This is a genomic window from Thioalkalivibrio paradoxus ARh 1 (assembly GCF_000227685.2).
Lineage (GTDB): Bacteria > Pseudomonadota > Gammaproteobacteria > Ectothiorhodospirales > Ectothiorhodospiraceae > Thioalkalivibrio > Thioalkalivibrio paradoxus.
The window spans coordinates 2,240,042-2,251,691 of record NZ_CP007029.1 but is presented as its reverse complement, the minus strand read 5'-3'; the positions used below and the strand labels follow the sequence as shown (position 1 = coordinate 2,251,691).

General features: G+C 67.5%; 8 protein-coding genes, 1 tRNA gene and 1 pseudogene. 5 read left to right on the top strand and 5 right to left on the bottom strand.

Translation table 11 applies throughout. The features are described 5' to 3' along the window. Window positions 1-168: 168 nt before the first annotated feature. Window positions 169-747: a DUF302 domain-containing protein gene (locus tag THITH_RS10170; protein ID WP_006748209.1), complete on the bottom strand. Its 579-nt coding sequence runs from the start codon at window positions 745-747 to the stop codon at window positions 169-171. A gap of 355 nt (window positions 748-1,102) precedes the next feature. Here THITH_RS10170 and THITH_RS19265 point away from each other — a divergent pair. Beyond that, window positions 1,103-1,786, top strand: a pseudogene (locus tag THITH_RS19265) (DUF6361 family protein). A 520-nt stretch (window positions 1,787-2,306) separates the two neighbouring features. On the opposite strand, the gene THITH_RS10160 reads toward THITH_RS19265, so the two are convergent. Next, window positions 2,307-2,636 (bottom strand): hypothetical protein, encoded by a 330-nt coding sequence (locus tag THITH_RS10160; protein ID WP_006748213.1) that lies wholly within the window; start codon window positions 2,634-2,636, stop codon window positions 2,307-2,309. Window positions 2,637-2,840: 204 nt separating this feature from the next. Here THITH_RS10160 and THITH_RS10155 point away from each other — a divergent pair. Both THITH_RS10155 and THITH_RS10150 read left to right on the top strand, forming a co-directional pair. Continuing rightward, window positions 2,841-2,917 (top strand) — tRNA-Arg (locus THITH_RS10155). Window positions 2,918-2,975: 58 nt separating this feature from the next. Then, complete coding sequence (locus THITH_RS10150) at window positions 2,976-3,572, top strand: DUF4124 domain-containing protein (protein WP_006748214.1); 597 nt, start codon at window positions 2,976-2,978, stop codon at window positions 3,570-3,572. A gap of 19 nt (window positions 3,573-3,591) precedes the next feature. On the opposite strand, the gene hrpB is transcribed toward THITH_RS10150, so the two are convergent. Then, window positions 3,592-6,072, bottom strand: a complete 2,481-nt coding sequence (gene hrpB / locus THITH_RS10145) for an ATP-dependent helicase HrpB (RefSeq protein WP_025367468.1) — start codon at window positions 6,070-6,072, stop codon at window positions 3,592-3,594. Between the two features lie 178 nt (window positions 6,073-6,250). On the opposite strand from hrpB, the gene THITH_RS10140 reads away from it, so the two are divergent. After that, entirely contained in the window at window positions 6,251-7,072 is an 822-nt protein-coding gene (locus THITH_RS10140; RefSeq protein ID WP_006748216.1) for a hypothetical protein, read from the top strand. Window positions 7,073-7,205: 133 nt separating this feature from the next. Here THITH_RS10140 and glnD read toward each other — a convergent pair whose 3' ends face one another. Further along, complete coding sequence (gene glnD / locus THITH_RS10135; RefSeq protein ID WP_006748217.1) at window positions 7,206-9,866, bottom strand: [protein-PII] uridylyltransferase; 2,661 nt, start codon at window positions 9,864-9,866, stop codon at window positions 7,206-7,208. Next, window positions 9,863-10,648, bottom strand: coding sequence for a type I methionyl aminopeptidase (gene map / locus THITH_RS10130; protein ID WP_006748218.1), 786 nt, complete (start codon window positions 10,646-10,648; stop codon window positions 9,863-9,865). Before map ends, glnD begins: the two co-directional genes overlap by 4 nt. Window positions 10,649-10,847: 199 nt before the next feature. On the opposite strand from map, the gene rpsB reads away from it, so the two are divergent. Next, on the top strand, window positions 10,848-11,588 hold the full coding sequence (gene rpsB / locus THITH_RS10125) for a 30S ribosomal protein S2 (protein ID WP_006748219.1): 741 nt from the start codon (window positions 10,848-10,850) through the stop codon (window positions 11,586-11,588). The last annotated feature ends 62 nt before the right edge of the window (window positions 11,589-11,650 follow it).

Below are 11,650 nucleotides of genomic sequence, written 5' to 3'. Positions count from 1 at the left end.
TCCCCCTTTCCGGACAGGGGCTCACCGGGCGGTGGCCAGGCTACCGCCTCGTCCTCGGGCCGGCGGTTGATCGGGTCGCTGTCGGCCGGACCGCGGTCTAGTGGGTCACGCGGCCGGCAGGCGGGCGGCCTTCCACAGGGGCCTCGATAGAGGCCGGATCCCGGGGCTTCAGAACTCGCCGCGCGCGGCTCCCTGTAGGATCGCATCGAGCGTGTTGCTGACCCGTAGCGCACCCTCCCGCAACTCTGCGGGCAGCGGCTTGCCGCCATGGATCATCAGGTCGAGGTCCATCATCATCAACCAGAGGGTGCCATCGTCATCTTCGATCAGCGCGATACTGCAGGGCATGAATGCGGTGTACGCGTTATGGTGGTCCGCCATCATCACGCCCACGTCGATGTCACAGAACGAGAAGAAATTCACATAGCGGTAGGGGTTTCCGGTGACCGCCTCGACCTGCCGGTAAAACGGTGCCTCGCCCACATAGAACATGTCGTGGGTGGTCGCGAGGCTCTGCAGGGAGTCGACGACATCCTGCACGCTCAGACCATCCTCGACTCGGACCCTGCGTACCATGGCCACCGCGGGGTCGAGGTGCTCCATGTAGCGCTGGGCCAGTTCGACATACATTCTCGGTGCTTCCGGATCGAGCTTGCCGAGAAAGTCCTTCACGGCGAAATAGCCGGTTGCACCGACAATAATGGTCAGAAAGCCGATCAAGGCCAGAACGTTACGGATTGCTCGCATCGTGAACCTCTCCCCATCCTTTCGTTTCGGGCGGCGTTTCCTGCCGCGCCTGCTGGACGGCATTCTTCGGGCCGATCAACAGGAATATAGGGCAGAACGAGCGCATTGAACGTTCCGATCGGTCTGTCTGCCCAATGAAGGGTAGTCTTGGAGGTACATCGGGAACGGGCGGTGCGCCCGGTCGGACGCGGCGAAGAAGCGCGGTTCCGGCAACGGATGCGGTGATCAGGGATGCGGGACTGCTGTGGAACGCCTATGGTCATCTCGTGCGATATGGGTGCTTCCCGGTCAAGGACGACACCCGAGGTAGCGGAACGCGATACCCCTAGGGGGGAAGTTGTTGGGAGCATGTTTCATGCAGGCACAACTGACCTGGATCGACCTGACCGCCGCCGATCGCACGCGGGTACGTCAGGTCCTGGATCTCTTTGCCGAACAGGGCACGGTCGACGAGCTGGGGCTCGGCAGCCTCCGACATGCTCTGTCGAACGCGCTGTTTCCGGGCACGTAGGAGCTGCTTACCCGGCTGCGGTACTTCCTGTTTATTCCATGGATCTACCGGGGGCTCGAAGCCGCAGATTCTCGGGGCGACGTGGCGGCCGAGGCCCGGCGGATGGAAGTGCGGCTGATCGACGCCCTGGCCGCGAGCGAGGACACGGACGGGATTATCGGCATCCAGGCGCGTGCCTCCCTTTCGCGTCCCGCCAGTTCCGCCTATTGGGCCTCCCTGGTGCGCTGGGGGATCTTCGTTCCGGGGCAGAGTCAGGGCTGGTATCACACCCAGTTCGCGGGCCTCGCCCGCCGTGGCAGCGAGGTCGGCCGCGCCGATGATCCCGGCGTCACGTGGACCCGGGAACCCACCTGGCATCCGCGCCTGCCCCCTGCGCCGGAGGGGTTTCCCAAAAAGGGGCCGTTCCGTCTGACCTTCGAGGAAGCCGACTTCCTGCGCGGCCGTATCGAGGAAAGCTGCAGCGGCACGCTGCTTTCTGAGCGCGGCGAATCCGACATCCAATCTCCGCAAAGACTGCTGCGAATATAAGCGACGCGATATCGCTTGGATCCCATGCGGAACAGCGCTTTCATGGACTCCTGCCAACTCATGCGTAAGGAGACCAAGATGCACCTCAACCAGAAACAACTGGCCACCCGCTGGAACGTGGGCGACGCCACCCTGGAGCGCTGGCAAGAATCGACGGCCAAGAGACTGCAAAGCCGTTGAGAGCCCCGGCGCCCGATTCGCGCGGCTTCACCACTGTCGCTGCCAATCTCAACGGCCTCGCATCGCGGCGAGAATCCGTTGCAGACAGTTAGTCGCCGGCGATCAAGCCGTGAACGCACGGAAAAATCACCACCCGCGCGCTGAAACTCAGTCGGCACGCCTGGCGGTACCTTTTCGGCCGGGGTCCACGGCAGTCATCGTTTGTATGACCGAATCCCGGGGGCAGCGACGCCACCGCCACTGTGCGCGTATGAGCCCGTCAGGCTGTCGGGATCCCCATGGATCCCGCCGATACGGCAGTCTACGACCGGTGGCCGAAGTTGCAGGGGCAGCTCGAATCTCAGTCTTCCGCCAGGCCGCGAGCATCGTTCAGGCTGCGCAGCTGCTGGAGGATCGCTTCGGGCAGCAGTTCCCGCAGCGCGGGATGGATGTCGTCATCGATCGGGCTTACCACCGGGATGGTCAGCGTCCGCGGCTGGCGGGAGAGCGGATCGCCATACTGGTTCGCTTGGATTCCAGGAGTTGAGCTGAGGTCCAGCAGGGCCACTTGCGGTCCGTCCGCGAGCACCTCGACCAGTTCCAGGGTGCGGCCCTGAAAGCGGCCGCGTATGCCGATCAGCGGGGTCAGCAGTGCGACGGCATTGCGAGGCTGGGGTGTTGCCGCGGTCATGGGCTTGGCCCAATGCGTGGGCACCTGTTCTTCAGCGCGAGGCCGATGTTCATCGGTATGCTCCGGATCTCCGCGGTCAGGAAGGGCGGTCGGCGGTTCGCGTCATTTTCGCCCAGCGGGGGCCGCAGGTTGCATTACCCCGCTCACACCGTGGCAACATCGAGGCCCGCGAGCGACGCCCAAGGCGTTATAATCAGCTATCAGGTCCCCGTAGCTCAGCTGGATAGAGTGGCCCCCTCCTAAGGGGCAGGTCGCAGGTTCGAACCCTGCCGGGGACGCCAGATTCGGGGTACGCTCGGCCGCCAGGGTGCGGTCGTTCCCGGTGTGTGGAGAGATGCCATGCGCGTCCGAGGATTCACGCCCGTGCTTCTGTTGTGGCTGATGGCCGCCGTCGGCCCGTGGCCGCAGGCGGCGGCGCAGGGCATCTTCCAGTGGGTCGATGAGCACGGCCGGATGATCTACTCGGACCGGCCGCCGCCGGAGCAGATGTACCGCGAAATCGGTCGGGCCCTTGATCCGTCGGAGGCCGAGGCAGAGGCCGCCCGGGAACGTGCTCGCGAATGGCGGCGGCTCGCGGACGCATTGGCCGAGGAGCGGCGCCAGCGCGACGAGCGCGCCGCGGCGCGCGCGCCATCCTGGCCGGAGCCGCCGGTTGCCGCGCCTTTGCCGGAGCGCTCGGTCGAGATCCGGTACTACCCCTGGCCCGTGTATCGGCCCCATTGGCCGGGCGGCCGATGGCCGCCCAAGCACCACTCGCCCCATGTCCGGTACCCGGCTCCCGAAGACCCGACCCTGCGCGGTTCGGCACCCGGTTTCGTGCAGCACCGCAGGCCTCCTGAATTCGTACAGCACCGTCGAGCCTCCGAGTTCGTTCAGCGCGGTCGGGCTTCCGAGTTCCGGTCGACATCGCCTTGGCCCCCTGAGCGCCGACGCTGATGCACCGCGGGTGCCCTGATCACTGCGCTGCCCTCTTCGTGCCGCGCAGCGCCTGGGCGTTCAGCGGGTCGTCGGGCCAGGCGTGCTTCGGGTAGCGCCCCTTCAGATCCTTTTTCACATCGGCGTAGGTGCGTGCCCAGAACCCGGCGAGGTCGCGGGTGACTTGAACCGGCCGTCGTGCCGGCGAGAGCAGATGCAGGGTCAGCGGGACGCGGCCGTCTCCGATCCGGGGCGTATCCGACCAGCCGAAGACCTCCTGGATCCGGACCGCGAGGACCGGGTGGTCCGGGTCGCCATAGTCGATGGCCACGCGTGAGCCGCTGGGAACCGTCAGGTGGGTGGGGGCGATCCGGTCCAGTCGCTGCTGCTGCGGCCAGTCCAGCAGGCCGCGCAGCGCGGCGACGAGGTCCAGCGTGCGCAGGTGACTCAGGCGGCTCATCCCGGTGCCCCAGGGCGCGAGCCACGTGTGCAGGATCCGGTGCAGCCCTTCGTCGCTGACGTCCGGCCAGGCCTCGCCGTGCTGCGCGCGGGCGAACGCCATGCGCGCGCGCAACCGGCGGGCGTCCGGGGTCCAGGGCAGCGATTCCAGGCCCCGGGCCGCGACCGCGTCGAGCAGCATCCGGGTCGCGACCTCGGGAGGGATTCCGTCCAGCGGCCGCGTGTCCAGCACGAGCGCGCCCAGCCGCTGTTCGATACGGGCGTTCACTGCGCCGGCGCCGGCGTCCCAGTCCACGCGCTCTTCGCTGCGCACCAGCCCCGGAAGCAGGGACGGCAGGGTAGAGCGATCCAGCGGTGCCGCCAGATGGATCAGCGCCTCGCGCTGGCCGGCATCCAGCACCGCGGCGACGATGCAGGGTGCCTGCGCCAGGTCGTCCTCGCGCGGGAAAAACGCGCCGCGACCGCTGGCGAGCAGGAAGCGGCCCTCCGGCCCCGGGCGGCGCAGCGCGACACGGTCCGGGTACGCGAGTGCGAGCAGCGGCCCGGCGGCCTCGGGATCCGGCTGTGCGGACTCCTGGCACCGCAGTTGCCTCGCCCAGCGGGCGGCCTGGGCACGAAGCCGGCGGCGCGCCGCCGGTGTCATCGACGCATCACGCGCGGTCAGGGCGCTCAGGCGGGCTCGCATGTCGCTGCCGGCCAACGCCCGCTCCAGCGGGTCGCGTTCTTCCAGTAACGCGGCCAGCAGCGCTGCTTCGTATCCCAGGCCGCGTTCGTGGGCGGCCAGCAACATGTGCGCCAGGCGTGGATGAGTGCCGAGCGCGTCCATCGCGCGCCCATGTGCCGTCGGCCTGTTGGAGGCATCGATCGCACCGAGCTGGCGCAGCAGCTCCTGTGCCTGGGCCAATGCGGGTGCCGGTGGGGGATCCAGCCAGGTGAGTTCGTCGGCGCAGGCGCCCCAGCAGGCGAGGGTCAGCGCCAGCGGGGCGAGGTCGGCGTCGAGGATTTCCGGCGGAGTATGGGCGTGCAGTCGCTGCTCGTCGGATTCCGCCCAGAGGCGGATGCAGACTCCCGGGCCCAGCCGGCCCGCACGGCCGCAGCGCTGGATTGCACTGGCTCGGCTGATGCGCACGGTCTCGAGCCGGCTCAGTCCGCGGCGCGGGTCGAACCGTGGCCTGCGCGCCAGCCCCGAATCGATCACCACTGCGATCCCCTCGATGGTCAGGCTGGTCTCCGCGATGTCGGTCGCCAGCACGACTTTGCGCGACCCCTCCGGCGCCGGGTGGATCGCCTGGTCCTGAGCTTCGGCAGGCAGTTGGCCGTGCAGCGGTGCCACCCGGATCCCGGGGCCGGTCGAGGCCTCGAGCCGCTGCGCCGCACGATCGATCTCGCGCCGCCCCGGCAGGAAGACCAGGATGCTGCCGGGGAGGGTCGCGAGTGCCCGCTCCACGGCGCCTGCGACCGCGTCGGCCGCACGTTCCGGCGATGGGGTCGGAGGGCGGTAGTCGATCCGGACCGGATGGCTGCGGCCTTCGCTGCGAATCACCGGGGCCGTGGGCAGCAGGCGCGCGATGTCCCCGGTGTCCAACGTTGCCGACATCACCAGCAGGCGCAGGTCGGGGCGCAGCAGATCCCGGACCTGCAGGCACAATGCCAGGCCGAGATCCGCCTGCAGGCTGCGTTCGTGAAACTCGTCGAAGATCACCAGGTCGACGTCTTCCAGCGCTGGGTCGCGCTGCAGGCGCCGGGTCAGGATGCCCTCGGTCACGACCTCGATTCGGGTGTTCGGTCCGACCTGGCGCTCGACACGGGTGCTGATGCCAACTGTGGATCCGACGCGCTCACCGAGCGTCGCTGCCATGTGGCGGGCCGCGGACCGGGCCGCGAGGCGCCGGGGCTCGAGCAACAGGATTCGGCCCCGGCGCCACGGTGCGTGCAGCAGGGCAATCGGTACCACCGTGGTCTTGCCGGCACCGGGCGGGGCCTGCAGCAACGCGATACCCGGGTCGTCGAGGGCCGCGGCCACGGCCGGCAGGACCGAGGCAACGGGCAGATCGGTGTTCAAGCGGATGCGGGTCGGCAGCGGCGGGTCATGGCCGGGATGATAGCGGCGGCGCCTAGCCACTGGCCAGCGGCACCGGGCCCGGTCGGAGCCAACCGCTGCGTGCTGCGCCGCGTGGCGGTTGGTGGGCCGCCGCCGGGTCCACTAGAATTGCGCCCGTTCATTGCAGCGAGGGCGATCCATGCACGACGGCAAGCCGGCAGCCGAAGCACCGGAACTCGACCCCTTGGCCGAGCGGGTTGCCGATCCGCTGGCCGGGCTGGGTCCGGTTCGCGCGTGGATCGTCCGGCACGACCGCAGCCTGCTGTTTGCCACGGTCTATGTGACGCTGACCGTCGTGCTCAGCGTGTTCGTCAGCTATTTCTGGCTGCTGGCGGTGGTCGGCGTTCACATCCTGCTGGAGTGGCTGAAGAAGGGGTATCTGGGCTATCGGCCCGGGCTGCATCGCACCGCCTGGACGTTGTGGGATACCAAGTTCGACCTGGCGCTGGTGTTTCTCGCCTTCACCCTGCTCAGCTACACGGGCGTGAACGCCGGTGTGGCCGGGGCGCAGAGTGCGACGCGCGCCGGGCTGCTCGGGGGGCGGCTGGCCGTGGTCACCGAGCGGGCTTCGTCGCTGCTCGCGCGCCTGGGGCGGCTGCTGCGGGTGGGCGGCGTTTTCCGCGGATTGGGCGTGAAGGCGGTGGATGTGTTCTTTTCGGCGCGCGTGGTGCTGTTTCGCAAGGCGGACATGGCGCGGGCGGCGAGCGACGAGGGTCATCTGGCGCCCGGCGCAGCGTCCGCCCGGGAGCGTGCGGCCGAGGAGCAAGCGCAGGACGCGGAACTGCTGCAGATCCCCGACTACCTGCCTTGGCAACGCAAGCTCGGCGGCGCGGCCTGGTTCGCGCTGATCGTGATTGGATTCAACGTCGTCGCGGTGCTGGCATCGCCGCTGCTCACCGATCACAGTTACCTGAGCCTGTTTCAGAGCCTTGGAGCGAAGCTGCACCCCTGGCCTCTCTGACATTCGTCGCCTCGGGTTTCGCGCCGCGGCGTGCGTGGTCGTCCCTTCCGCGGTGCCTCCGCCGTGACCCGGGGAGCGGCCTTGCGCGTCGCCTCGGATCGCTGGGAACAGACCTGCGGCGCGGGGCGGGGGCTCAGATCTCGTCGATCAGCTGGCGGCGCAATGCATGCTGCTGTTCCGGGGTCAGTTCCCGGCCGTCGGCGTTGAACAGCAGGAAGATGTCCTCGACCTGCTCGCCGGCCGTGCTGATCCGGGCGGTGCGCACATTGACGTTCTGCTCGGCGAATACGCAGCCGATGGTCGATAGCAGTCCCGGGCGGTCGAGCGCGCGCACGCGCATCCGGGTACTCGTGCCAGGCGGTGTGCCCGCGCTGAATTCGATCTGGGTGACGACGTCGAAGTGTTTCAGCCGGCGCGGCAGGCTGCGCTGGACCGCATGGTGGTCGCAACGGGGATCGACCAGGCGTTCACGCAGGGTCTCGCGGATCTCGTCGACCCGGAACCCGGGTTCCACCGCGTGGCCCATTCCCTCGAGTACCAGGAAGGTATCCAGGGTGCGGCCACCATGGGTGGTGATGATCCGCGCATCGACGATGTCCAGCCCCAGCTGGGTCAGCGTGGTCGTGATCCGCGCGAACAGCCTGGGGTGATCGTCGGTGTAGACGAAGATCTCGGTGCTGCCGCGCGGAGTCTCGTGGCGCACCAGCACCAGCGGCAGGTCCGTGTCCCGGATGCCGGCAATGGCCCGGGTATGCCAGGCGATCTCATCGGCCGAATGACGCAGGAAGTACTCGACCTCGAACTCTTCCCAGATGGCCTCGACGGTTTCCTCGTCCAGGCCATGGCTCGCCAGGATCTGCAGCGCCTCGCGGCAGGTCTGGCCGATCTGCTCGTCGGTGTCGGGAGGTGTGTCGAGGCCGCGTTCGAGCACCAGCAGTGCCGCCTTGTAGAGGGTTTGCAGCAGCGAGGCCTTCCAGTTGTTCCAAAGCTCGGGGTTGGTTCCACGGATATCGGCAATGGTGAGCAGGTACAGCAGGTCCAGCCGCTCCCGGGTGCGGACCTCGCGCGCGAATCCGAGCACGACCTCGGGGTCCGAGATGTCCTTGCGCTGCGCGGTCAGCGACATCAGCAGGTGGGACCGGACCAGCCAGCTGACCAGGGCGGCGTCGTCGTCGCCGAGTCCGTGGTGCTGGCAGAAATGCAATGCGTCGAGCGCTCCGAGTTCGGAGTGATCGCCGCCGCGGCCTTTCGCGATGTCATGGAACAGCGCTGCGAGGATCAGCCGCTCCGGCCGTTGCACCCGGGAATAGATTTCGCTGGCGAGCGGTTGCTCGTCGCCGAACTCGCGCAGCGCGAAGCGGCGCGCGTTGCGCACCACGTGCAGGGTGTGCTCGTCGACGGTGTAGGCATGGAACAGGTCGTACTGCATGCGCCCGATGATCCGGCCGAAAGCGGGAATGTAGGCCCCGAGCACGCCGTAGCGGTTCATTCTTCGCAGCTCGGTGGTCACGCCGCGGGGAGCGCGCAGGATCTGCATGAACAGGTTGCGGCAGACGGGGTTGCGGCGAAACTGACCGTCGATCATATGCCGGTGGGCGCGGATCAGCCGGATCGTCGATGCGCGGATTCCCTGGACTTCGGGGTGGGTCTGCACCAGCAGGAACGCCTCGAGCAGGGCCGGCGGGTAGATCATGAACACCTGGTCGTGCACCAGTTCCAGGTAGCCGCCCCGGATCTGGAAACGCTGGTGAATCCGCTGCACCTCGCGCATCGAGCCGGGATCCTGGAGGATCGCTTCGTTGAAATGCTGCAGCAGCAGTTCGTTCAGGCGCTGCAGATCGCTGATGGTGCGGAAATAGCGCTGCATGAACTGTTCGACGCCGAGGTTCTGGCGCTGGTCGACGAAGCCGAAGGTGCTGGCCAGCGCACGCTGCAGATCGAACAGCAGTCGGTCCTCGCGGCGCCCGGTGATCATGTGCAGCGCGAAACGCACCTTCCACAGGAACCGCTGGCCCGCGATCAGGTCGCGCAGCTCCCCCTCGCGTAGAAAGCCGTGGGCGACCAGCTGCTCGAGCCGTTCGGCGGCGAAGTGCCGCTTGCTGACCCAGCCGATCATCTGGATGTCGCGCAGCCCGCCAGGCCCTTCCTTTACATTGGGCTCGAGGCGGTACGCGGTTTCGCCGAAGCGCTGGTGACGCGCCTGCTGCTCCGCGAGCTTGGCGGCATAAAACGAGCGCGAGTCCCAGATGCGCTCGGGCTGCATCGCCTCGCGGAAAGTCTCGAACAATGCGCGCGCGCCGCAGAGGTGGCGGGCCTCGAACATCGTGGTCGCGATCGTGATGTCGTCGCCGGCCTCGCGCAGGCAGTCGTCGATGCTGCGCACGCTGTGGCCGACCTCGAGCCCGATGTCCCACAGGAAGGTCACGAAGCGGCTGATGGTGTCGCCGTGCCGGGCCTCGGCGTCGCGCTCGGCGAGCACCAGGATATCGATGTCGGAGCCGGGGTGCAGTTCGCCGCGCCCGTAGCCGCCGACCGCGACCAGGCAGAGTTCGGATGGCGCAGCGAGTTCGAACTGCCGCCAGATCAGCGTCAGCAGCGAGTCGATCTGCGCGGCGTGACCGTGAATCAGCGCATCGATATCCGCCCCATCGTGGAAGCCCTGGTGCAGCCGGTCGATGATGTCGCGCCGGAACTGGCGAAAGCGTGCGGCATCCAGGGGATGCGCGCGCAATTCCTCGAGGCCCGGGAGCGCGCTGGCCGCCTGAGCGGTCCAGGCCAGCGCGGCAGAACTCATGCGGCCAGGGCCTGGGGTGGCGTCTCGCCCGCGCGCAGCGTCAGGATGTCGTAGCCGTCCTCGGTGACCAGGATCGTGTGCTCCCACTGCGCCGAAGGGCTGTGATCCTTGGTGACTGCGGTCCAGCCGTCGGCGAGCAGCCGGGTGTGCCGCCGGCCGGCGTTGATCATGGGTTCGATGGTGAAGCACATTCCGGGCTCGAGGCGCATTCCGGTGCCCGGCTTGCCGTAGTGGAGTACCTGAGGATCCTCGTGGAACGACTTGCCGATCCCGTGGCCGCAGTATTCGCGCACCACCGAGCAGCGGTGGGTCTCGGCGTAACGCTGGATCGCGTGGCCGATGTCGCCCAGCGTCGCGCCGGGCCGAACCTGCTCGATGCCGAGGTACATGCAGGCGCGGGACACGTCCACGACCCGCTTCGCCTGGATGCCCGGCTTGCCGATGCAGAACATCTGGCTGGTATCGCCGTGGAAGCCGTCCTTGATCACGGTGATGTCGATGTTCACGATGTCGCCGTTCTTCAGCTGCCGGTCGCCGGGAATGCCATGGCAGACCTGGTGGTTCACCGAGGTGCAGATCGACTTCGGGAAACCGCGGTAGTTCAGCGGTGCCGGCACCGCGTTCTGGTGGTTCACGATATAGTCGTGGCAGATGCGGTCGAGTTCGTCGGTGGTGATCCCCGCCTCGACGTAGGGCGCGATCATCTCGAGCACTTCCGCGGCCAGCCGGCCGGCAACGCGCATGCGCTCGATTTCTTCCGGGGTCTTGATGGTTACAGGCATTTCGGGCTTCCGTCCCGCGGCCCCGGATCGGGCCCGCGCGTTTGGTTTGAACCGGGCTCCTATGCTATAAAGCGCGCGCCCTCGGGGCAACGAAAACCCTAAATCCACACACGTATCGGCACGGTCTGTCGGGTGCCCGCCCTTCGCGGTCGGGTTTCAGGCCGGGATACGTGGAGGCTCAACCCGTCAGGAGACCCCAATGTCATTCGTTACGATGCGCCAGATGCTCGAGGCCGGCGTGCACTTCGGCCACCAGACCCGCTACTGGCACCCCAAGATGGCCCCGTACATTTTCGGGGAACGCAATAAAATCCATATCATCAATCTGGAAAAGACGCTGCCGTTGTTCAACGACGCGATGAACTTCCTCGGCAAGGTCGCGGCGGACGGCGGCAAGATCATGTTCGTCGGCACCAAGCGCTCGGCGCGCGAGGTGGTCGGCGAAGAGGCCCGCCGCTGCGGCATGCCCTACGTGAACCACCGCTGGCTGGGCGGCATGCTGACCAACTTCAGCACCGTGAAGCAATCGATCAAGCGGCTGAAGGACATCGAGGCGATGCGCGGCGACGGCAGCATCGAGCGGCTGAACAAGAAGGAAGGGCTGATGCTGGTCCGCGAGCAGGACAAGCTCGAGCGCAGCCTCGGCGGCATCAAGGACATGAACCGCATGCCCGACGCGATGTTCGTGATCGACGTCGGCTACGAGAAGATCGCGATTGCCGAGGCGAAGAAGCGCGGCATCCCGGTGGTCGCGATCGTCGATTCGAACAACAGCCCGGAGGGGGTTGAGTACGTGGTTCCCGGCAACGACGACGCGATGCGCGCGATCCAGCTCTACGTTGCCGCCATTGCGGACACGATCATCGAAGCCAAGGGTGCGACCGCGACCGCGGTAAAGGAAGATGAATTCGCGACCGCCGAGTCCGGCGCCCAGGCCTGACCCCGTCCCGCCGGCCGCAGCGCGGTGCGCGCGGCCGGCCCATGCCAATTCAGGAGTTTTTC

What these genes read in the sequence shown, in the direction of transcription:
- THITH_RS10170 (WP_006748209.1), bottom strand. Translation starts at nt 747, where the DNA reads ATGCGAGCAATCCGTAACGTTCTGGCCTTGATCGGCTTTCTGACCATT.
- THITH_RS10160 (WP_006748213.1), bottom strand. Translation starts at nt 2,636, where the DNA reads ATGACCGCGGCAACACCCCAGCCTCGCAATGCCGTCGCACTGCTGACC.
- THITH_RS10150 (WP_006748214.1), top strand. Translation starts at nt 2,976, where the DNA reads ATGCGCGTCCGAGGATTCACGCCCGTGCTTCTGTTGTGGCTGATGGCC.
- THITH_RS10140 (WP_006748216.1), top strand. Translation starts at nt 6,251, where the DNA reads ATGCACGACGGCAAGCCGGCAGCCGAAGCACCGGAACTCGACCCCTTG.
- glnD (WP_006748217.1), bottom strand. Translation starts at nt 9,866, where the DNA reads ATGAGTTCTGCCGCGCTGGCCTGGACCGCTCAGGCGGCCAGCGCGCTC.
- map (WP_006748218.1), bottom strand. Translation starts at nt 10,648, where the DNA reads ATGCCTGTAACCATCAAGACCCCGGAAGAAATCGAGCGCATGCGCGTT.
- rpsB (WP_006748219.1), top strand. Translation starts at nt 10,848, where the DNA reads ATGTCATTCGTTACGATGCGCCAGATGCTCGAGGCCGGCGTGCACTTC.